The organism is Streptomyces sp. NRRL S-31, from assembly GCF_000718775.1.
Taxonomy (GTDB): domain Bacteria; phylum Actinomycetota; class Actinomycetes; order Streptomycetales; family Streptomycetaceae; genus Streptomyces.
Genome location: NZ_JOCB01000023.1, coordinates 1 through 21,638 on the forward strand (window position 1 = coordinate 1; position 21,638 = coordinate 21,638).

Annotated in this window: 13 protein-coding genes and 5 pseudogenes; 10 read left to right on the forward strand and 8 right to left on the reverse strand. The window is 73.8% G+C overall.

Annotated elements, in window-relative coordinates; genetic code table 11:
* On the forward strand, positions 1-1,219 hold a 1,219-nt coding region (locus tag IF37_RS0111740; protein ID WP_030740284.1), incomplete at its 5' end, for a PQQ-binding-like beta-propeller repeat protein.
* A 125-nt stretch (positions 1,220-1,344) separates the two neighbouring features.
* The gene (locus IF37_RS0111745) at positions 1,345-1,956 is read left to right on the forward strand and encodes a hypothetical protein (protein ID WP_253915740.1); all 612 of its coding nucleotides are present in this window, start codon (positions 1,345-1,347) and stop codon (positions 1,954-1,956) included.
* Positions 1,957-1,965: 9 nt separating this feature from the next.
* Here the strand turns inward: IF37_RS0111745 and IF37_RS0111750 are convergent.
* Positions 1,966-2,301 (reverse strand): annotated as a pseudogene (locus IF37_RS0111750) (enoyl-CoA hydratase/isomerase family protein); the annotation flags it as partial.
* Here IF37_RS0111750 and IF37_RS45680 point away from each other — a divergent pair.
* Positions 2,294-2,377 (forward strand): annotated as a pseudogene (locus IF37_RS45680) (enoyl-CoA hydratase/isomerase family protein); the annotation flags it as partial. The pseudogenes IF37_RS0111750 and IF37_RS45680 sit on opposite strands and share 8 nt — an antisense overlap.
* Positions 2,370-2,768 (forward strand): annotated as a pseudogene (locus tag IF37_RS0111755) (fatty acid--CoA ligase family protein); the annotation flags it as partial. The pseudogenes IF37_RS45680 and IF37_RS0111755, both read left to right, overlap by 8 nt.
* Before the next feature lie 101 nt (positions 2,769-2,869).
* Here IF37_RS0111755 and IF37_RS0111760 read toward each other — a convergent pair.
* Both IF37_RS0111760 and IF37_RS0111765 read right to left on the reverse strand, forming a co-directional pair.
* Positions 2,870-3,064 (reverse strand): hypothetical protein, encoded by a 195-nt coding sequence (locus IF37_RS0111760; RefSeq protein WP_030740296.1) that lies wholly within the window; start codon positions 3,062-3,064, stop codon positions 2,870-2,872.
* A gap of 217 nt (positions 3,065-3,281) precedes the next feature.
* The gene (locus IF37_RS0111765; RefSeq protein WP_030740299.1) at positions 3,282-6,245 is read right to left on the reverse strand and encodes a BTAD domain-containing putative transcriptional regulator; all 2,964 of its coding nucleotides are present in this window, start codon (positions 6,243-6,245) and stop codon (positions 3,282-3,284) included.
* A gap of 639 nt (positions 6,246-6,884) precedes the next feature.
* Between IF37_RS0111765 and IF37_RS39270 the strand changes: the two genes are divergently transcribed.
* From IF37_RS39270 to IF37_RS0111785, 4 genes are all read left to right on the forward strand, one after another.
* Entirely contained in the window at positions 6,885-7,424 is a 540-nt protein-coding gene (locus tag IF37_RS39270) for a protease inhibitor I42 family protein (protein WP_158727329.1), read from the forward strand.
* 140 nt (positions 7,425-7,564) lie between these two features.
* Positions 7,565-8,434, forward strand: a complete 870-nt coding sequence (locus IF37_RS0111775; protein WP_030740305.1) for a TIGR03619 family F420-dependent LLM class oxidoreductase — start codon at positions 7,565-7,567, stop codon at positions 8,432-8,434.
* Positions 8,435-8,458: 24 nt separating this feature from the next.
* The gene (locus tag IF37_RS0111780) at positions 8,459-11,044 is read left to right on the forward strand and encodes a bifunctional FO biosynthesis protein CofGH (RefSeq protein WP_030740308.1); all 2,586 of its coding nucleotides are present in this window, start codon (positions 8,459-8,461) and stop codon (positions 11,042-11,044) included.
* 49 nt (positions 11,045-11,093) lie between these two features.
* Positions 11,094-11,666, forward strand: a complete 573-nt coding sequence (locus IF37_RS0111785) for a hypothetical protein (RefSeq protein WP_173456778.1) — start codon at positions 11,094-11,096, stop codon at positions 11,664-11,666.
* On the opposite strand, the gene IF37_RS0111790 is transcribed toward IF37_RS0111785, so the two are convergent.
* Positions 11,659-12,165: a DUF2165 domain-containing protein gene (locus IF37_RS0111790; RefSeq protein WP_030740315.1), complete on the reverse strand. Its 507-nt coding sequence runs from the start codon at positions 12,163-12,165 to the stop codon at positions 11,659-11,661. The two genes, IF37_RS0111785 and IF37_RS0111790, sit on opposite strands and share 8 nt — an antisense overlap.
* Positions 12,166-12,390: 225 nt before the next feature.
* Between IF37_RS0111790 and IF37_RS0111795 the strand changes: the two genes are divergently transcribed.
* Entirely contained in the window at positions 12,391-13,506 is a 1,116-nt protein-coding gene (locus tag IF37_RS0111795) for an ADP-ribosylglycohydrolase family protein (RefSeq protein WP_030740317.1), read from the forward strand.
* 8 nt (positions 13,507-13,514) lie between these two features.
* Here the strand turns inward: IF37_RS0111795 and IF37_RS0111800 are convergent, their stop codons facing one another.
* Together IF37_RS0111800 and IF37_RS39275 are read right to left on the reverse strand one after the other, a co-directional pair.
* Complete coding sequence (locus IF37_RS0111800; protein ID WP_030740320.1) at positions 13,515-15,086, reverse strand: sodium:solute symporter family protein; 1,572 nt, start codon at positions 15,084-15,086, stop codon at positions 13,515-13,517.
* 127 nt (positions 15,087-15,213) lie between these two features.
* Positions 15,214-16,002 (reverse strand): annotated as a pseudogene (locus tag IF37_RS39275) (SDR family oxidoreductase).
* 9 nt (positions 16,003-16,011) lie between these two features.
* Between IF37_RS39275 and IF37_RS0111810 the strand changes: the two are divergent.
* A pseudogene (locus tag IF37_RS0111810) lies at positions 16,012-16,785 on the forward strand (hypothetical protein); the annotation flags it as partial.
* Positions 16,786-16,788: 3 nt separating this feature from the next.
* Here IF37_RS0111810 and IF37_RS0111815 read toward each other — a convergent pair.
* Positions 16,789-18,672 (reverse strand): hypothetical protein, encoded by a 1,884-nt coding sequence (locus IF37_RS0111815; RefSeq protein ID WP_030740326.1) that lies wholly within the window; start codon positions 18,670-18,672, stop codon positions 16,789-16,791.
* 210 nt (positions 18,673-18,882) lie between these two features.
* Positions 18,883-21,510, reverse strand: a complete 2,628-nt coding sequence (locus IF37_RS0111820; RefSeq protein ID WP_030740328.1) for a D-alanyl-D-alanine carboxypeptidase — start codon at positions 21,508-21,510, stop codon at positions 18,883-18,885.
* Positions 21,511-21,638 lie beyond the last annotated feature (128 nt).

Below are 21,638 nucleotides of genomic sequence, written 5' to 3' on the forward strand. Positions count from 1 at the left end.
GGTGGCCGGCTGGTCCCGGCCGCGCCCCGGCCCGGCCGGCGCCGACCCCGCCGTACCGCCCGCGCCGCCGCAGCCCCCGGAGACGGCGGCCGGCTGGCGGCCCTGGCGGTTCCGCATGTCCAACGACGTGTGGGGCACCCCCGCCGTCGACGGCGACCTGGTCTACGTCACCTCCTTCGAGGTGCACGCCCTGGACGTGGGCAGCGGCCGCCGCCGCTTCAAGACCCGGGACGTCGCCTGGTCCATGGCGGTGGCGGACGGCCGCGTCCACGCCTCCGACGGCCCCACCCTGTTCGCCCTGGACGCCCGCGAGGGCACCGACCTGTGGCGGCTGTCCACGGACGCCTGGGTGTACTCGCTCAAGGCCGACCGCGGCACGGTCGTCACCGGCACCCGCGGCGGCGGCGTCCAGGCGTGGGAGGCGGCCGGCGGGCAGAAGCTGTGGGAGATCACCGGCTGCCAGACCGACTTCGAGTCCCCCGAGGCGGGCCCGGCCGTGCACGACGGCACCGTCTACGTCTGGCAGGACGCCCGGCTGCGCGCCCTTGAGGCCCGTACCGGCGAGGAGCGCTGGTCGTACCCCATCGGTGACGCGGCCTCCTGCGGCGGTGTCCCGGTCCGGCTCACCGCGGCCCCCGACGGCTGCGTCTACGTCAGCGCCGGCACCCGGGTGCTCGCCATCGAGGCGGTGAGCGGCATGGTCCGCTGGCACTTCGAGGCCCCGGCGGTCTTCCTGAGTCCGCCCGCCTTCGCCCCCGGCCCGGCCGTCACCGGCGGCGGCGTCTACCTCGCCGACTACCTCGGCACGGTCTACGCCCTGGACGCCGCCGACGGCCGCGACCGCTGGCGCATCGCCACCGAGGCCCGCTCCTCGGTCGATCCGGTGCTGGTCGCCGCCGGGCACGTGCACGTCGGCAGCGGCAAGGGCCTTTACACCCTGGACGCCGTCACCGGCACCCCCAAGTGGCGCTTCCAGGCGGGCGGTGACGTCGTGGGCGCGCCCGTCGTCGCGGAGGGCCGCATCCACTTCGGTTCCACCGACCACCTCCTCTACACCCTCAAGGCCGACGACGGCCGGCTGCGCTGGAAGCTCGCCACGGGCGGCGAGATCACCGGGTCCCCGGTGGTCAAGGACGGTGTGGTGTACGCGTGCAGCAAGGACCGGTGCGTGTACGCGCTGGACGCGGAGAAGGGCACCGGAACCGCGCGGACCGCGTGAGCCGCGCGACGGCCGTCGTACCGGGATTCTCACGGAAGGGCTCCAGACGGCGGCCGTCCACGGCTGACGCTACCCCGGGCGCACCGCACCCGCCAGGCGGTGCGGCCCGTGGCTAAGGTGGCGGCATGAACATGCCTACGGGGACACGCTCGCTGAGGTTCACGGCCGTACTGGCCCTGGTGGTACTCGCCCTGACCGGCTTCTCGACGGGCCGGCACCACAGCCGGGGGAGCGGCGGGGGCGGGGGCGGATGCAGCAGCTCGCACCAGGACCACGACGGTTCGTCGTCCACGTCGGGCGGATCGTCGGGCGGTTCGTACGGCTCCTCGGGCGGGTCCTCGTACGACTCCTCGGGCGGTTCGACGTACGGCTCGGACGACGACGGCTCCGGCACCGGCGGCGGCTCCTACCGGCGCACCCACCGGCCCACCGCCACCCCCTCCGGCAGCGGCGACGGCGGGGCGACCCGGGACGGCACGGCGAAGCTGATCAGCTGCGCGACCGCCGGCCGGCCGTACGCCACGGTGGAGGTCTCCAACCCGAACGACCGCAGGGCCACCTTCACCGTGGACGTGATGTTCCTGCCCGAGACCCCGCCCGCCATCGACTCCGGCCGCGCCGACGTCTCCGTACCCGCCAGGGGGACGAAGACGGTCCGCGTCCCGTTCACGCGCGAGGCCCACATCGACCTGCTCGACCACTGCGACGTGGACGGGACGGCCCGGCTCGCGCGCTGACGAAACCGCCTAGCGCACCCGGAACTCCCGCCGCCGGCCGGCGAACAGCTGCGTCTGCCGCCCGGCCGGCAGATTGCCCAGCGCGATGAGGTGCGGAGCCTGCGCGAACGCCTGCGCGCGCGCCGCCTCCCCGGCCGCCCACAGCGCCCGGACCGTCCCCTGCACGGCCTCCGTCGGGTAACCGGCGATCACGGTGGCGCAGCGCACGGCGCCCGCCGGCGCGCCGCCCTTCTCGGTGACCTCGGAGACCAGCCCCACCTCGTGGGCCCGCCGGGCGGACATCCGCTCGGCCGTGCCCATCAGCATCATCCGCGCGGCCTCCCCGTACGGCATCCGCCGCGCCAACGACCTGTGGAAGCCGGTCGTGGCCGCGGTGCGCGGGACGGCCTGCGGGGTCGCCTCATACCTGCTGGGCGAGTGCCGAGGCCGTCTCCCCGGACGGCCGGCTGCGCACGGGCGACGTGGGCGTCCTGGACCCGGACGGCAACCTCCGCGTCACGGACCGCCTGAAGGACATGTTCATCGTCGGCGGCTTCAACGCCTACCCCGCCGAGATAGAGCAACGGCTCGCCCCGCACCCGGAAGTGGCGGAGGTGGCGGTCGTCGGCGTACCGGACCCCCGCCTGGGCGAGGTCGCCAGGGCCTACGTCGTCGGCCGCCCGGGCTCGCTCCTGACCGCCGACGACCTGATCGCCTGGTCCCGCCGCGAGATGGCGAACCACAAGGTCCCGAGAACGGTCACGTTCCTGCCCCACCTGCCCCGCAACGCCACCGGCAAGGTGGCGAAGGGGGTGCTGCGGGGGCGGGATTGAGAGGCGAACTCCCCCAGAGGCGGGCTCCCCCCGGAAACGCATCGGCCGCGGCGGCTCCCCCTCCGCGCCGCCGCGGCCGATCCCCCCCGTCGTGGTGATGGCTACTTCGTGCCGTCCAGGTCCAGGGCGGGCGGGGCGGGCATGGCGTTGTTGAGCGTGGTGATCGTCTCGTCGGTGGCCGCCGGCTCGCCGGGCGTGGCGTTGTCCAGCGTGCCGACCGGCTCGTCCTTGGCCGGCGGCGTGGGCATCGCGTTGTTCATCTGGGCGACGGCCGTGTCCTTGTTCTGCTCGCTCATGGGCCTGGGTTCCTCTGCTGGGTGTGACGAGTGAGGAACACCCGTCCGGTAGCTCCCCCTAGCGCAGCCGGACGGGTGTTCGGAGCCGCACCTTAGCCGGTCGGGCTCCTGGTCGGACCGCCTGCCCCCCGACGCGACGGTCTTCCCACCAAGACCATGCCGGGTGGCGATAAACAAACGCTGAACGCCCGCCGAGCCGGTGCGGAGGGGAAGGCCGTCACCTGCCCGAAACGGCCGTGAGCAGCGGGCGTACGTCCTCGGCCTCCGGAGCGCCGCTCTGCTCGTAGAGATTCAGCGCCTCGCGCCAGCAGGCATGGGACCGGTCCACCTGTCCCAGTTCGCCGAGTGCCCGTCCCAGCAGGGTCAGGACGTTGCCCCGCATCCGGTCGCCCCCGATGCAGCCCAGGTTGAGGGCCTGTTCCGCGTGCTGGGCCGCGTGGGTCGGGTGGTGCATGGCGAGGTGCACCTGGGCGATCCGGAAGTGGGTCACCCCTTCCCACAGCCGCTGCCGGTGGTCGTGGAAGATGCGCATCGCGTCGGAGAACTCCTCCAGCGCCTCGGTGGGGGAGTCGGCCTGGGTCAGGGCCACCCCGAGGGCGAAGTGGCTGTTGGCCAGGCGGACGGACCGGCCGATCTCACTGTGCGCCGCGAGGCCGCGCCGCGCGATCTCGACCGCCTTGGCGGTCTCGCCCATGCCCAGGTAGGCGCGGGAGAGATTGCCGAGGACGGTGGCCTCGAAGGGCCGGTTCCCCGCGGCCCGCAGTCCTTCGAGGGCCTGGTCGAAGAAGGTCTTGCCGTCGGCGAAGCGGCCCTGGTGCAGGCAGATGAGCCCGCGGTTGTTGGCGACCCAGCTGACCGCGGTGGAGTCCCGCACGCCGCCGGCCAGTTCCATGGCGACGCGGGCCTCCTCGTCCGACTGCCGGATGCGGCCGGAGACCAGGAGCACATCGCTGAGGACCGTCCGCGCCCGGCCCTCCGCCCACACGTCGCCCAGGGCGCGGGTGGCCTCGCAGGTGGCCCGCGCCGTCATCTCGTACTGGTAGGAGCTGGCCCCCGACTCGGTCAGGTCCTTGGCCACCCAGAGCAGGTCGACGGCCCGCCGCAACCGCTCGGTCCCCGCGGCCTGCCGTACACAGGCCAGCAGCGAGGCCGCCTCCGTGTACAGCCAGTCGAGGGCCGCCGCCCCCTCGGTGAAGCGCAGCCCCGGGTACCGGGTCGGCTCCAGGTTGTCGATGAGCCGGTCCTCGGGCTGTTCGATCGCGTACACCCCGGCCGTGGTGGCCAGGTAGAAGTCCAGCAGGCGGGAGAGGGCCGCCTCACGCTCCGCCGTCGGTTCCTCGCCCCGTTCCGCGCACGACCTCGCGTACAGCCGGACCAGGTCGTGCAGCCGGTAGCGGCCCGGTGCCGCCGATTCCAGGAGGGAGGTGTCGACCAGGGACTCCAGCAGGTCCTCGGCGTCCTCCGCGGGCAGGTCCAGGACGGCCGCCGCCGCGGCCAGGGACATGTCGGGGCCGTCGGCCAGGCCCAGCAGGCGGAAGGCCCGGGCCTGGAGCGGTTCCAGCTGGCCGTAGCCCAGCTCGAAGGTGGCCTTGACCGCCAGGTCGCCGGCCTGGAGCTCGTCCAGCCGGCGGCGCTCGTCCGCCAGCTTCGCCGCCAGCACGGAGACCGTCCAGGTGCGGCGGGCCGCCAGGCGCGAGGCCGCGATGCGGATCGCCAGCGGCAGGAAGCCGCAGGCCGCGACCACGTCCAGGGCCGCCTCCCGCTCCGCCGCCACCCGCTCCTCGCCCACGATCTTCGTGAACAGGGCGAGGGCCTCCTCGGGGGACATCACGTCCAGGTCGACCAGATGGGCACCGGCCAGGTCCAGCATGCGGACCCGGGAGGTGACCAGGGCGGCGCAGCCCTCCGTGCCGGGCAGCAGCGGGCGCACCTGCGCCGCGTCCTTGGCGTTGTCCAGCAGGACCAGGACGCGGCGGCCGTCCAGGACCGAGCGGTAGAGCGCCGCCCGCTCCTCCAGGGAGTCCGGTATCGCCGTGTCCGCCGTGCCCAGGGCGCGCAGGAAGGAGCCCAGGACCGTCTCCGGATCCGCCGGGCGGGGGCCCGCGCCCTGGAGGTCCACGTACAGCTGGCCGTCGGGGAAGGCGGACCGCGCCTGGTGGGCCACGTGCACCGCCAGGGTGGTTTTGCCGACGCCGCCGATGCCCGCCAGCGCCGAGACCGCCATCACCCGGCCCTCCGCCTCGGACGCGGAGGACAGGACCGCGCTCAGTTCCGAGACGAAGGAGGCCCGCCCGGTGAAGTCGGGGACGGTGGCGGGGAGCTGGGCGGGCCGGACGGGCGGCGCCGGCGGCTCGGCGGCCGGGGCCGACGGTTCCGCCAGGGCCGGGTCCGCCCGCAGGATGCGCTGCTGGAGGTCGCTGAGGCCGGGGCGCGGGTCCACGCCCAGCTCCTCCGCCAGCAGGCGGCGGGTGTCCGCGTACACCGCCAGCGCCTCCGCCTGGCGGCCGCTGCGGTACAGCGCCAGCATCAGCAGTTCGCGCAGCCGCTCCCGCAGCGGGTGGGCGGCCGTCAGGGCCGTCAGTTCCGAGACCGCCTCGGCGTGGCAGCCCTGTTCCAGGTCCAGGTCGAGGCGGGTCTCCAGCAGGCCGAGGCGCCACTCCTCCAGCCGGGCCCGCTGCGCCTCGGCGTACGGGCCGGGGACGCCGGCCAGCGGTTCGCCGTCCCACAGGGCCAGGGCCTGGTTCAGCAGGGTCCGGGCCCGGCCGAGGTCACCCGTCGCCCGCGCCTTCTCCGCCTCCGCCGCCAGGTCCTGCGCGACCGACACGTCCAGGGCGCCCTCGCCGAGCCCGCGGACGGCGTAGCCCCCGGACTCGCTGACCAGCACCCCGGCGTCGAGGATCTTGCGCAGCCGGGACGCGTAGGTGCGGACCGCCGCGAGCGCCTGGGAGGGCGGCTCGGACCCCCAGAGGGCGTCGATCAGCTCCGCCGCCGTCGCCGTACGGCCCTCCCGCAGCAGCAGGGCGGCCAGCAGGGCGCGCTGCTGGGGAGAGCCCGTGCTGAGCGTCTGCGCGCCGCGCCAGGCCCGCACCGGACCGAGCACGCCGAAGCGCAGCGGGCCGGTCTCCGCGGTCCCCGCGGAGCCGGCGCGCCGCTGCTCGGGTACTCGCGGCCCACCGTCCATGCGTTCGTCCCCCTCGGCGTCACGAACAACTCCGTCAGTTTGCCTTGTTAGGGGCGGTTGCGTCAGCCGTGCGAGACGCCGATCACAGGGCGGGGGCCGCGGTCCACAAGCCCCTCACACGGTCTTCGCATCCCGGACGGCCGGACGGCACAGCTGACGGCCCGTCAGATCGGCGCTACGGTGAAGGACATGGAGACCACGGAGTTCCCGCACGGTTCCGCCGGTACGCGGCCGTGGAGCCCGCCAAGTGGGCGATCACCCCGCAGATCAACGAGGCCGGACCGCCGGGCGGGGCAGCCGTGCCGGGCGCGCTCGCGGTACGGCAGCCCGTCGGCGTCGTAGCCTGCGTCACCGGTCTCTCCTGGCGGGTGCCCCGCGGGAGCGCCGGAGCGGCGCCCTCGCGGGGCGGGTGGGGCCGCCCCGGGCGGTGCGGGTGACGGGTCGACGGCTGTACGGACGGCCCGTGTTAGCCTCCCCCGGACCTCGATCCGCCGCAACGGGGAGCCCATGGGGCGCGTCTGCGCACGGTCGCACGGCCGCACGGTCGCACGGTCGAGGTCCGGCGGGGCGGAGGCAGGCGGCGGTCGGCCGCCCGACGCCCGCGCCGCCGTGCACCCGCCCCGGACCGAGGGACCGACCATGACCCCACGCGCACCGCTCCTCGGCCCGGCCGCGCTGCTCTGCCTGCTCGCCCTCACCGGCTGCGGGCGGGGCGTCGGCACCGGCACCCCGGAGCCGACGGCCGCCTCCGGCGGGAGTGCCGCCACCGAGTACGGCATCGGGCACCAAGACGTCACCGCCGCACCGGGCGAACGGTTCTCCCTCACCGTCCCCTCGGCCCCGACCCTGGGCGAGCACTGGTACCTCGCCGACCCCCGGCCGGACTCCGCCGTGCTGTCGTACCGGGGCGAACGGGCGACCGGCGGCGGCGACGGTGCCCCCGGCGCCACCGGCTCCACCCGGTCCTTCGACTTCACCGCCCTGGCCCCGGGCAGGACCACGGTGCGGCTGCTGCACTGCCCGCTGTACACCTGCACCGGCCCCGGCCCCGGCGACCGGTCCACCCTGGGCCCCGGCGGTACGGCGTCCCCGTCCCCGTCCCCGTACCCCACCCTGACCACCGTCCCGCGTGCCCACACCGGCGCCGCCTTCCGCGTCTTCACGATCACCGTCTGCTGACGGTCCCGGAGAACCGGTGGCCGCCGTCGGTGCGCCCGGGCGTCCGCGCGGGGACGACTTCCGGCCACCGCTTCGCCGAGCCTCCGGGCGGTGGCCGCACGCGCTCCTGACGGGCGACCAACCAGTCGGTACGATGCCCCATGCGCATCGCCGTCACGATCTTCCTCACGGACGAGACCATCACCCCCGTCCAGCTCGCGCGGGAGCTGGAAGCGCGCGGCTTCGCCGGTCTCTACCTCCCCGAACACACCCACATCCCCGCCGAGCGGACGACCCCGTACCCGGCCGGCGGCGACCTGCCCCGCGAGTACGGCCGCACCCTCGACCCCTTCGTCGCCCTCGCCCAGGCGGCCACCGTCACCGAGCGCCTCGGCCTCGGCACCGGCATCACCCTCCTGGCCCAGCACGACCCCATCGCCCTCGCCAAGCAGGTCGCCACCCTGGACCACCTCTCCGGCGGACGCTTCACCCTCGGTCTCGGCTACGGCTGGAACGTGGAGGAGGCCGCCGACCACGGCGTCACCTGGCGCACCCGCCGCGACCTGGTCCGCGACCGGGTCCGGCTGATGCAGGCCCTGTGGGCCGACGAACCGACCGCGTACGACGGGGAGTTCGGGAGCGTACGGGCCAGCCACGCCCACCCCAAGCCGGTGCGGAAGCCGCGCGGCCGGGTCGTCGGCCCCCGTACGCTCGTCGGCGGGGCCGCCGGGCCGAAGCTGTTCGCGCACATCGCCGAGTACGCCGACGGCTGGCTGCCGATCGGCGGGCGCGGGCTCACCGAGTCCCTGCCCGTGCTGCGCTCGGTCTGGGCGGACGCGGGCCGCGACCCGGCCGACCTCCAGGTCGTCCCCTACGCCGTCCAGCCCACCCCCGGCAAGCTCGCCCACTACGCCGAACTGGGCATCGGCGAAGTGGTGGTGCAGCTGCCGCCGGCCGGCCGGACGGAGGTGCTGCGCGCGCTCGACGCCTACGCCCCGCTGCTGTCGTCGGGACGCACACCCCGGCCGTGATCAGTGCGTCCGTATCCTCGAAGGATGACGACTTCCGCGACCTCCGGAACCGGCCCGACCGAGAACTCCATGCGTCGCGCCCTCAAACGCGCCCGGGACGGCGTCGCCCTCGACGTCGCCGAGGCGGCGGTGCTGCTCCAGGCGCGCGGTGAGCACCTCACCGACCTGGCCGCGTCCGCCGCCCGGGTGCGGGACGCGGGGCTCGACGCGGCGGGCCGGCCCGGCGTCATCACGTACTCGAAGAGCGTCTTCATCCCCCTCACCCGGCTGTGCCGGGACAAGTGCCACTACTGCACGTTCGTCACCGTGCCCGGCAAGCTGCGCCGCGCCGGGCACGGGATGTTCATGTCCCCCGACGAGGTGCTGGACATCGCCCGCAAGGGCGCCGCCCTCGGCTGCAAGGAAGCCCTGATCACCCTCGGCGACAAGCCGGAGGACCGCTGGCCGGAGGCGCGCGAGTGGCTGGACGCGCACGGCTACGACGACACCATCGCCTACGTCCGCGCCGTCTCGGTCCGCATCCTGGAGGAGACGGGCCTGCTGCCGCACCTCAACCCCGGCGTCCTGACGTGGACGGACTTCCAGCGCCTGAAGCCGGTGGCCCCCTCCATGGGCATGATGCTGGAGACGACCGCGACCCGGCTCTGGTCCGAGCCCGGCGGCCCGCACTTCGGCTCCCCGGACAAGGAACCGGCGGTCCGGCTGCGGGTGCTGGAGGACGCCGGCCGTTCCTCCGTGCCCTTCACCTCCGGGCTGCTCATCGGCATCGGCGAGACCCACGAGGAGCGCGCCGAGTCCCTGTTCGCGCTGCGCAAGGTCGCCCGCGCCTACCACGGCATCCAGGAACTGATCATCCAGAACTTCCGCGCCAAGCCGGACACGGCGATGCGCGGCATGCCGGACGCCGACCTGGACGACCTGGTCGCCACGGTCGCCGTCGCCCGGCACATCATGGGCCCGGGCGCCTGCCTCCAGGCCCCGCCGAACCTGGTCGACGCCGAGTACGAGCGGCTGATCGGCGCCGGCATCGACGACTGGGGCGGGGTGTCGCCCCTGACCATCGACCACGTCAACCCCGAACGCCCCTGGCCGCGGCTGGAGGAACTCACCGAGCGGTCCCGGGCGGCCGGCTTCGAGCTGCGCGAACGCCTCTGCGTCTACCCGGAGTTCGTCCGGCGCGGCGAGCCCTGGCTGGACCCGCGGCTGCGCCCGCACGTGTCCGCCCTCGCCGACCCGGAGACGGGCCTCGCCCTGGCGGACGCGGAGGTCCGGGGCCGCCCCTGGCAGGAGCCGGAGGAGGTGTTCACCGCCTCCGGCCGCACAGATCTGCACACGGCCGTCGACACCGAGGGCCGCACGGGCGACCGGCGCGCCGACTTCGACGAGGTGTACGGCGACTGGGAGGCCCTGCGCGAGGCGGCGGCCCCCGGCATGGTCCCGGAACGGATCGACGCCGACGTGCGGGGCGCGCTGCGCACGGCGGCCGACGACCCGACCCGGCTGACCGACGCCGAGGCCCTGGCCCTGCTGCACGCCGACGGCCCGGCGCTGGACGCGCTGTGCCGGGTCGCCGACGACGTCCGCCGGTCGGCGGTGGGTGACGACGTCACCTACATCGTCACCCGCAACATCAACTTCACCAACGTCTGCTACACCGGCTGCCGGTTCTGCGCCTTCGCCCAGCGGCGCACGGACGCGGACGCGTACACGCTCTCGCTGGAGCAGGTGGCGGACCGGGCCCGGCAGGCGTGGGAGGTCGGCGCGGTCGAGGTGTGCATGCAGGGCGGCATCCACCCCGACCTGCCCGGCACGGCGTACTTCGACATCGCGAGGGCGGTGAAGGAACGCGTCCCCGGCATGCACGTGCACGCCTTCTCCCCGATGGAGGTGGTGAACGGCGCGACCCGCACCGGCATGCCGATCCGCGAGTGGCTGGCGGCCGCCAAGGAGGCGGGGCTGGACTCCGTCCCCGGCACGGCGGCGGAGATCCTGGACGACGAGGTCCGCTGGGTGCTGACCAAGGGCAAGCTGCCCACGGCCACCTGGACCGAGGTGATCAGGACCGCGCACGAACTGGGCATCCGCTCGTCCTCCACGATGATGTACGGCCATGTCGACCAGCCCCGCCACTGGCTCGGCCACCTGCGCACGCTGGCCGGCATCCAGCGGGAGACGGGCGGCTTCACCGAGTTCGTGACCCTGCCCTTCATCCACACCAACGCGCCGGTGTACCTGGCGGGGATCGCGCGGCCCGGCCCCACCATGCGGGACAACCGGGCGGTGACGGCGATGGCCCGGCTGCTCCTGCACCCCTGGATCCCCAACATCCAGACGAGCTGGGTCAAACTGGGCACGGAGGGGGCGGCGGAGATGCTTCGCTCCGGCGCGAACGACCTCGGCGGGACGCTGATGGAGGAGACGATCTCCCGCATGGCGGGCTCCTCCTACGGCTCGTACAAGTCGGTCCGCGACCTGGTCGCGGTGGCGGAGGCGGCCGGCCGACCCGCGAAGCCGCGCACCACGCTCTACGGCGAGGTCCCCGAGGAGCGGCAGCGGGCAGCCGAGGCGTCCGACGGGCACCTGCCGGATCTGCTGCCGGTCCTGGACTGAGTACGATGATCCGACCCCCGATCCTGGACGGGGACCCGTAGCGGAGGAGATGCGTCCCGTGGCTGCCCTACTGCCCTCCTGGGCCTGGGTCACCGGTCTGACGGCGGGGGCGACCGCGGTCGTCGTCGCCCTCGCCGTACAGGCGGACCACGCGCCGCATCCCACGGCGGCCGTGGCCAGGCCGGGCGCGTCCGCGTCGCCGAGCGCCCACGCGTCCGCGTCCCCGCGGCCGCCGCAGCCGCCCGCCCTGCCGGACGCGTCCGGCGAGGGCCGGCGGATCGTCTACTCGCTCGGCCGGGAGCGGGTGTGGCTGGTGGACGCGACCGGCAAGCCGGTCCGTACGTTCGCGGTGTGGCCGGGCACGGTGGACCCGCGGCCCGGCCGCTACTCGATCACCCTGCGCACCCAGTCCCTCAAGGGCTCGGACGGCGTGGAGATCGAGCACGTCATGTACTTCACCAAGACCGACGGCGTGAACGTGGCCTTCTCCAACGCGCTGGACGGTGCCTCCCCACCCCCCGCGAACGGCCAGAAGCTGGGCGGCATCCGCATGCACAAGGAGGACGGAGCCGCGCTGTGGTCCTTCGGCGACCAGGGCACGCTGGTGGCCGTCGTCAGCTAGCGTCCGGCTGCCGGGAGGGCAGCTGGTTGACGATCAGCGCCACCCCGCTGAGCAGGAAGATCCGCGTCGCCGCGTCCAGCCCGTTCCAGGTCTTCGACTGCCACATGGCGAACCACTCCCCGCCGATCGCGATGAACCCGGCGCCGAAGAGCGTCAGCAGCATCAGCAGCCCGTAGGTGGACCAGCGCCGCGCGCTGTCGTCCGCGCGCCGCGCCCACAGGTACGTCCCCAGGATCAGCAGCACGGCCGCCGCGGTCTCCCAGACGATGATGAGGACGTACGCGGTGTCCTCCAGGGCGGTGCTGGTGACGGCCCGCCACATCAGGTCGTCGTCCCGGAACGTCGTGTCCATCGCCAGTACGTGCCGGACGAACTGCTGGTTCGTGCCGAAGTCGGTGATGTTCCCGAGGGCGACGAGGGCTATGTAGAGGGCGAGTATGCCGGTGAGCACACCGGCGGCGAGCCGGAGGCCGCTGTGGCGGGCGGGGGTGGTGGTCATGCGGGGATTCTCTCCGACGAACACCGGCCCATTGCAAGGGCATTGGGCCACGGACGCCGTCATCGGGGCGCGAACCCGGCGGGGCCCGGCCGGCCGGACGGCGGAAAACCGCGGGGAAGCGGCGGTAATGCGCCGCCGGGGCGGTTTTGTCCCACTGAACGGGCGCTTCCCGGTCGATTACAGTGCCTTGCGTCGTACAGGCGGACGGTGGCGTGGGGAGGTCTGGTGGGTGCGACGTCCGGTGCCGTCTGGGGCCGTGCCGAACAGCAGGACTTCCGCGGCCGGGTGCGCGGCGCGCTGCTCGGTGTCGCGGTGGGCGACGCGCTGGGCGGGCCCGTCGACGCGCTGTCACTGGAGGAGATCCGGTCCGCGTACGGCGCCGAGGGGCTGCTGGACCTGGCCCCCGGGCACGGCCGGCGCGGCGCCGTCACCCATCACACCCAGCTGACCCTGTTCTCGGTGGACGGGCTGATACGCGCCCAGGTGCGCCGGGACACCGGGGCCTGGCACCCGCCGACCGATCTGCACCGGGCGTACTTGCGCTGGGCGGCCACCCAGCGGGACTGGGGGCCCGACGAACGGCGCGCGGACGACGGCTGGCTGGCCCGCGAGGAGTGGCTGTACGTCCGCCGCGACCCGGCCCGCGCCCTGCTCATCGGGTTCGGCGATACGACCATGGGCACGCTGGAGGCGCCGAAGAACCCGGAGGAGGCGGGCCCGGAGGCGGTGGCCCGCTCGGCGCCGTTCGGACTGCTCGTCGGCTGGGAGCCGCAGCTCGTCGTCCAGCTGGCCGTGGAGTGCGCGGCCCAGACCCACGGCCATCCGCTCGCCTATCTGTCGGCGGGCGCGTACGCCGTGATCGTGCACGCGCTGGCCCGCGGCGACAGCCTGGACGGGGCCGTGCAGCGGGCGCTCGCCCTGCTCGCCGCCCGCCCCGGCCACCAGCCGGTCTCCGACGCCCTCCGGCACGCCCTCGGCGCGGTGCGGCAGGGCATGCCGACCCCGGCCCGGGTGGCGGAGCTGGCCGGCGACGGCACGGCGGACGGGCTGCTGGCCGCGTCCGTGTACTGCGCGCTGGTGGGGGAGGACGTACGGCACGGGCTGTGCCTGGCGGTGAACCAGAGCGGGCCGTCGGCGGCGGCGGGCGCGCTGACGGGGGGCCTGCTGGGCGCCCTGCACGGCGAGACGGCCCTCCCGCCGGCCTGGCTGGCCGAGCTGGAGGGCCGCCCCACGATCCTGGAACTCGCCGACGACTTCGCGATGGAGATGACCCAGGGCCCCGCGCTGCACGGCCCGACCGGCGCGTCGCCGGGCTGGCTGGCCCGGTATCCGCGGGCCTGACCGGGAGGCTACAGCGGCCGGTTGGGCGATCCCAGGACGTCGTCGCCCGCCACGGCCGGCGCCGGTACCGCCGCGACCGCGTCCCCGTCCGTGTTGACCTTCTCGATGACGGCCAGCCGGGCCGGGGTGTCCTCCGGCTTCAGACGGCCGATCAGGATGTACAGGACCAGGGAGACCGCGAGCGGTATCGAGACCTGGTACTGGAGCGGCACACCGCCGTCGACGTGCCAGCTGACGGGGTAGTTGACGAGCCAGAAGGCCAGCAGGCCCGCCGCCCAGCTGGTGAGCGCCGCCGTCGGCCCGGAGCGGCGGAAGGCGCGGAGCAGACCGAGCATCATCGGGATCGCGATCGGGCCCATCAGCCCGGCCACCCACTTGATGACGACCGTGATGATGTCCTTGAAGGCGGGGGAGTTGACCTGGGTCGCGACCGCCATGGACAGGCCGAGGAAGACGACCGTCGTGACCCGGGCCGCGACCAGTCCGGACCGCTCGCCCCAGGCCCGTGCCCGCGCCGACAGCACCGGCGCGAGGTCCCGGGTGAAGACGGCCGCGATCGCGTTGGCGTCGGAGGAGCACATGGCCATGGTGTGGGAGAAGAAGCCGACGATGACCAGGCCCAGCAGGCCGTGCGGCAGCAGTTGTTCGGTCATCAGGGCGTAGGAGTCGGAGCCGTCCGGCTTCTGCGCGTGCACCAGCAGCGGGGACATCCACATCGGGAAGAACAGGATCACGGGCCAGACCAGCCACAGCACCGCCGACAGCCGGGCCGAGCGCTCGGCCTCGTAGGCGCTGCCGGTGGCCATGTAGCGCTGGGCCTGGTTGAGCATGCCGCCGTTGTACTCGAAGAGCTTGATGAACAGGAACGCCAGCAGGAACACCGTGCCGTACGGGCCGACCAGCGGTCTGCCATGGCCGTGCAGCGCGGGCTCGTCCCAGGCGCCGAGGAAGCCGATGTCCTTGTCGCTCAGCTTCATCACCACGGCGACGAACATCGACACGCCGGCCAGTAACTGGATGACGAACTGGCCGAGTTCGGTCAGCGCGTCCGCCCACAGGCCGCCGATGGTGCAGTAGACGGCGGTGATCGCGCCGGTGATGACGATGCCCTGGTTCAGCGAGACCCCGGTGAAGACCGAGAGCAGGGTGGCGATCGCCGCCCACTTGGCGCCCACGTCCACGATCTTCAGCAGCAGACCGGACCAGGCGAGCGCCTGCTGGGTCGGCAGGTTGTACCGGTTCTTCAGGTACTCCAGCGGGGAGGCCACATGGAGCCGGGAGCGCAGCCGGTTGACGCGCGGCGCGAACAGCTTCGACCCGATGGCGATGCCCAGGGCGATGGGGAAGGACCAGGTGATGAAGGAGGTGACGCCGTAGGTGTAGGCGATGCCCGCGTATCCGGTGAACATCACGGCGCTGTAGCCCGACATGTGGTGCGAGATGCCGGAGAGCCACCAGGGCATCTTGCCGCCGGCCGTGAAGAAGTCGGAGACGTTGTCCACGCGCTTGTGCGACCAGACGCCGATCGCGACCATCACACCGAAGTAGCCGATGAGCACGGCCCAGTCGAGACTGTTCATGTGCCCGATCGTGGGTCCGCCTGCGTGAACACGACAAGCAAGCGTAAGGTCAAGTCGCGGTAAAAAGGTTCGACTTGATGACCGACGTTCACAGACATGAACGATCGCGCAGGGTGGGACGACTCCGTCAGCGCATCAGCTCCCCCGCGTTGACCAGCGACGACTGCCCCGTGATCGCCCGCGCCCGGTCCGAGGCCAGGAACACCGCCGCGTCCGCCACGTCCCCGTCGGTGGCCAGGTCCGGCAGCGCCATCCGCTCGGTCAGCCGGCCCGGCACCTCCTCCTCCGCCACTCCCTCGGCCTGCGCCGTGAACCGGACGTACGCCCGCACCGGCGGCCCCCACATCCAGCCCGGCAGCACCGAGTTGACCCGGATCCGGTACGGCCCCAGCTCCCGCGCCAGCGAGTACATCGCACTGGTCAGCGCCCCCTTCGAGGCGGCGTACGCGGCCTGCCTGACCTGCGAGGGCGCCGCCACGGCCGACTGCGTGCCGATGAACACCACGGCGCCGCCCCCGCCCGCCCGCAGCCCCGGCAGGCACGCCCGGGCCATCCGCAGCGACCCCGGCAGGTTCACGTCGACGACCGCCGCCCAGGCCGCGAAGTCGGCGTCCGCCGGCCCGCCGAAGTACGAGTCTCAGGCGGCCACCTGCACCACCGCGTCGATCGCGCCGAACCGCTCCCGCGCCACCGCCGCCAGCGCCTCGCACTGCCCCTCGTCGGTGATGTCGGTCGCCCGGTACGCCGTGCGCGCGCCCTCCGGGTCGATCGCGGCCGCGCTCTCGGCGAGCCGGGCCCCGGTGCGCGCCCCCAGCACCGCGTTCCCGCCCTCCCGCACCACGGCCGAGGCGACCTGGTGGCCGAGCCCGGGTCCGGCCCCCGAGACGACGACGGTCCGTCCGGCGAGCAGTGACATGACGGCCTCCCCGGCCACGCCCTGATCACCATGGTCGAACCGCACCCCGGGCACGAGTACGCGTACAACCGCTGGTACGAGGACGACCACTACTACGCCGGCGCGATGGCCATGCCCTGGATGTACGCGGGCCGCCGCTGGGTCGCGACCCGGGAGCTGCGACTGCTGCACCGCCCGGCGGAGTCGGCGGTGGCCCGGCCGGTCACCGCCGGCTGCTACCTGTCCACCTACTGGATCACCGCGGGACGCTACGCCGAGCACATGAGGTGGACGGCCGCCATCAACCGGCGGCTGGGCCGGGACGCCCGGGTCTACCACGACCGCACCCACGTCTTCACGGCCTTCCAGGACCACGAGACGACCGTCTACCGGGACGGCGCGGCCGGGCCGCGCGACTTCCACGCCCTCGACCACCCGTACCCCGGCCTGGTGCTGGAGGTGATCGACGCGGAGTCGGCGGAGGGCCGGGCCGCACTGCTCCGGTGGCTGCGCACCCGCCACCTGCCGGAGCGGGTGGCGGGCTCGCCGGCCGCGCTGGTGACGGTCTTCCGGCCCACCCCGCTGCCCGGCGACCGCATGACCTACGTCAGGCAGGTCGAGGGCGTGGACACCCGGCTGACCCTGCTGTGGTTCCTGGAGCGGGACCCCCGGGAGTGCTGGGCGGAGCACTTCACCGGTCTCGAGGAGCAGGTGGCCGCGTCCGGCCTGGGCCGGGTGGAGCTGGTGGCGCCGTTCATCCCCACGGTGCCGGGCACCGACCGGTACGTCGACCAGCTCCGCTGACCGTCACGGCGCCGTCAGCTCGGTCGGACACGGCGTACCGCGCGGCAGCTGGTAGGGGGCGGCCAGCCGGTACGTCCCGGCCTTCGGCGCCAGCAGCACCGTCCACCGGTCCCCGTTCGCGTCCTCCTCCGTCTGCGTCAGGCACCCGTTGACGTTCCGGTACGTCTTCGGCGTGCCGGGGGACGCCTGCGGCGGCTTCAGGCTCTTGCCCTGCTCGTCGACGACGCTCAGCCACGGCGAGTACGGGATGCGCACCAGCACCCGGCCCGGCTTGCGCACCCGCAGCGTCATCTCCACCTCGTCGGCGCGGTCCACCACCGCGTTCGGCTCGGCGAGCGGCGTCGGATCGGTCACCTTGAACAGCTGCCAGTTGGCGTCGCCCCAGACCTGCGTCAGATACGGCATGCCGCGCCGCAGCAGCGCCCGCTCGCGCTCGCCGCCGGACCCGTCCGGGTTGTCCTTGGGCAGCACCACGTAGTGCACGGCCCACCGCTGGAGCCACTCGTGGTAGTTCGCCGAGTTGAGCGTGTCGTCGTAGAAGAGCGGGTTGCGCTCCATGTCGGCCTGCCGGTTCCAGCCGCGGGCCAGGTTGACGTACGGCGCGAGGGCGGAGGCCTCGCGGTGCGAGCGGGCCGGCACCACCTCGACGCGGCCCTTCTCGGCGCCGCCCTGCTGGAGCTCGTTGACCAGCGGGGCCAGCTCCCGCGCCCAGGACGCGGCCGGGGTGGTGTGGATGATGTCGTCCACCGTCTTGTAGCCGATCCAGCCGACGAAGCCGGCGAACGCCAGCACGGTCAGGTACCACTTGCGGGACTTCGGCACGGTGTACGGCAGGGCCGCGATCAGCGCGGCGCCCGCGAAGAGCATCGGCAGCCGGGAGATGTTGGACCCGATCTGCGAGCTGATCAGCCACACCAGGACGACAGCGACGCTGTAGACGGCGGCCGTCAGCCGGACGGTGATCCACTCCTTCGGCACCAGGAACAGGCAGAGCAGCCCGTACAGCAGCGGCAGGATCACCGAGCCGATGCCCATCGGCTGGGTGCCGGAGAACGGGAACAGCCAGGCCGACACCGCGACCACCGCCGACGGCGCGAGCCCCAGCGCCCAGGCGCCCGGCCGCCGCTTCTGGAGGAACAGGGCGACCGCGGCCAGGCCCACGAACAGCCCCGCGACCGGCGAGCCCATCGTGGCGAGCGCCGCCAGCGGGGCGGCGACCAGGGCCTTCGCCCAGCGTTTGAACCGCCACCGGTGCGGCCAGCAGAACACCGCCGCGACCGCGCCGAGCGCGAACATCATGCCGAGCCCGAAGGTCACCCGCCCGGAGATCGCGTTGCACAGCAGCGCGAAGATCCCGGCGAGCGAGGCCCCCAGCGGGTTCCTCACCGCCCGGCTGCGGATCAGCACCAGCGTCAGCAGGCCCGCCGACACCGTCCCGGCGACCATCATCGTCGTACGGACGCCGAGGACCGACATCAGGTACGGCGACACCACGCTGTACGACACCGGGTGCATGCCCCCGTACCAGGCGAGGTTGTACGCCGAGTCCGGGTGCCGGCCGACGAACTCCGCCCACGCGTCCTGCGCGGCGAGATCGCCACCGCTGTTCGCGAAGGTGAAGAACCAGATGATGTGCAGCACACCCGCGAGGACCGTCATCGACAGCACGGGGTGCCGCATCAGCCGCTGCCTGAGCGGTTCGAGCGCGGCGCGGGTCCGGGAGGCTCCGCCGGGACCGTCCGGCTCCGCCGCCGGGGCGTCCGCCGGTCCGCCCGGTGCCTCAGCGGCCGTGTCCGGCGTGGTGCCGGACGTGGGCACGCGTATTCGCGCGCCCGATCCCGGGCCCGGATCGGCGTCGTCGGCGCGTGTCGGCTCCGCTGTGGCCACCTGAAGGCACTCCCCGTGTCCCGTCTTCTGTTCGCGGCCGCTTCCCACGGAGTTCCCGGCCGTTTCCCGTCCAGTGCGCGGCCGTGTCCCGTCAACGTCGACCTGCCCCGATTCGTGACGCTAGCACGCACCCCGCCGCGAGGGCCCCGGGTGGGGCTTACGTCGACGGGGTGCGCGGGCGTGCCCCGGGCGGACCCGGGGCGGCGGCGGTCAGCCGAGGCGGGTGAGCTTGGCGCCGAGGCCGGGCTCGGCGAGATCCTGCCGGAGGGCCACCGGGACCTTCACCGCGCCGGCCGAGCCGTCACCCACGGTGAGCGTGCCGACCACGGTGCCCGCCTTCGCGGTGTGCGGGACCGTCCCGGGGGCGAAGGACAGCCTCACCTTCAGACCGGACCAGCCGGCCGCGGTGACGTCCCGGGTGACCGCGATCGGGGTCCGGCCGCCGAGCCCGTCGTCCACGTAGCCGACGACGTCGCCCTTCTTCAGGATCTTCGCCGAGGTCAGCGCGGACTGCGCGGCCAGCAGCGCGGTCTTGCTGACCTCGTTGACCGTCTTGAGGATCGTCGGCTTGTTCTGGCCGAGGATCGCGCCGACGAGGGTGACCGTCTGCCCGCCGACCTTCTTGCGGGAGGCGAAGAGCAGGTTGCCGCCGGCCGCGGTGGTACTGCCGGTCTTGATGCCGATCGCGCCGATGCGGTACGGCAGCTCGTTGTAGTTGGGCCAGTTGCGGCCGGAGGGGTCCGTCCAGCTGGCGGCGCTGGTGATGGCGACCAGGGCCGGGATGCGGACGGCGGCGCGGCCCAGCTTCACCTGGTCCCCGGCCGTGGAGACGGTGGTCTCCTTCAGGCCCGAGGGGTCGGTGTACGTCGTACCGGTCATGCCCAGCTGCCTGGCGGTGGCGTTCATCTTCTTGACGAACGCCGCCTCCGAGCCCGCGTCCCAGCGCGCGAGCAGCCGCGCGATGTTGTTGGCGGAGGGGATCATGACGGCCGACAGGGCCTCCTTCTCGGTGAGGGACTGGCCGGCCTTGACGGTGTTCAGCGTGGACTCGCCGTCCTTGTCGTAGCCGCCCTCCTTCTCCGCCTTGGCGTCGACCTTGATCTTCGGACCGTCCTGCCCCGCCTTCAGCGGGTGGTCGCGCAGGATGATGTACGCGGTCATGGTCTTGGCGACCGAGCCGATGGCCACCGGCTTCTGCTCGCCGAAGTGGCCCATCGAGCCGATGCCGTCCACGTCGATCCAGCCCTGCCCCTCACCTGGCCACGGCAGGCTCGTCGGGCCGCCCTCGAAGGTGTAGCCGTCCTTCGCGGTGAGCGCGAGCGAGGGGGACGGCAGCGGGCGCACCGCCTGCACGACCCCGAGGATCACCACCAGCAGCAGGACCAGGGGCGTCCAGATCTTGACCCGGCGCACGAGCGTGCGGACCGGGGTCTCCGGGGGCGGGGGCGTGTTCGTCAGCTCCGCCAGCAGGTCCAGCGGGGGCTTGGGCGGGAGCGGCTGCCGGGTGGTGCGCTCGGGGCCGATCCGGGGGACGGGGGTGGTGGCGTCCGCGGGGGTGGCCCTGGGCGCGGGCGCCTTGCCGGCGGGCGCCTTGCCGGCCGGGCGCATGTCGTCCTTGAGCGCGACGAACTTGCTGGTGCGCTCGGCGTCGGACTCCCGCGCGGGGCGGGGGGCCTTGGGCTCGCCGCCGAGCTTGAGCATGGTGGTCGGCTGGTCGACGGCCGGCTTCTTCGGCTGTACGGCCTTGAAGGCGGTGGTCGGCTGGTCCACGGCGTCCGCCTTGCCGGGGCGCTGGGCTCCGCCGGTGTCCGGGGTTCCGTCCGCTGCTCCGGCTTCGCCGTCGCCGGCGTCCGTCTTCCCACCCGCACCACCCGTGCGGCTCTCGTCGTCACCCGTGGGTGGCCCCTGCGGGTCGTCCCCGCCGTCGGCGACCGCGGGTCCGGCCGCGCCTTCGCCCGCGCCGCCCTTGGTGTCCTCGGTGTCCGCGTCGGCCTTGGCCTTGGCGTCGGTCTTGGCCTTGGCCTTGGTGCCGGTCTTCGCCTTGGCCTTGGTGTCGGTCTTCGCCTTGGTGTCGGTCTTGGCCTCGGTGTGCGTTTCGTCCGCGTCGCGCGTCTCGTCCCCGGCGTCCGCGTCCTTCTTCGCGTCCGCCTCCGCGTCGCTCTTCGCGTTCGCGTCGCTCTTCGCGTCCGGCTTGGCGTCCGTCTCGGGCTCGGCGTCCGCGTCGGGCTCGGCGTCCGCGTCGGACTTGGCCTCCGCGTCCTTCTCCGCGTCCGCCCCGCCGTCCGTCTCGTCCTCGGCGTGCGCGTCCGCGTCGGCCCCGCCGTCCGCACCGGCACCGGCACCGGCCTTGCCCACCTCGGCCTTCGTGGCGCCGGAGGCCGCGTCGGCTCCGGTGTCGGCGGCCTTCTCGGGCTTCTCGCCGTCCCCGTCGTCGTCCGCGTTCGCGCCCGACGGGCCCTCAGAGTCGGTCGGCTCCCCGGCCTTTACCCCCGTCTCCGGGGCCGCCGCGTCAGCCGCGTCCGTCTTCCCGGACTTTGCGGTCGCGTCGGTCTCCGGGTCGCGGACCCAGGCCGAGACCGCGGCGCGCAGAGCGGGGTCCTCGGGGGAATCGTCGGTGCCGGCGGGCTCCTTCGGCTCCTCGGGGGCCTCGGTCCGTACCGTCAGGACCTTCGTCGCCGTGTCCGTGCCCCCGGCCGAGGAATCCTTCTCGCGAGCCGCGGCGACCCGCGGATCACGTGCCTCGGGAACCGGACCCGTGCTCCGCGACGTCGGTTCCGCCGACGACTCGCGCTGCTCCGACCTGTCGGGGGACTCGCCCGCCACCGATGCCTCCTCCATGCGTCGCACGCCACGTGCGCGCCCTGTCCGAACCATGTACCAGTGTCCTGTGTGGGGGCTTGGCCCCTGTGGTAGACGAGAACGACATACCTACCGGTTCCCTTACGAACCGGTCACGCGCCCTCGAC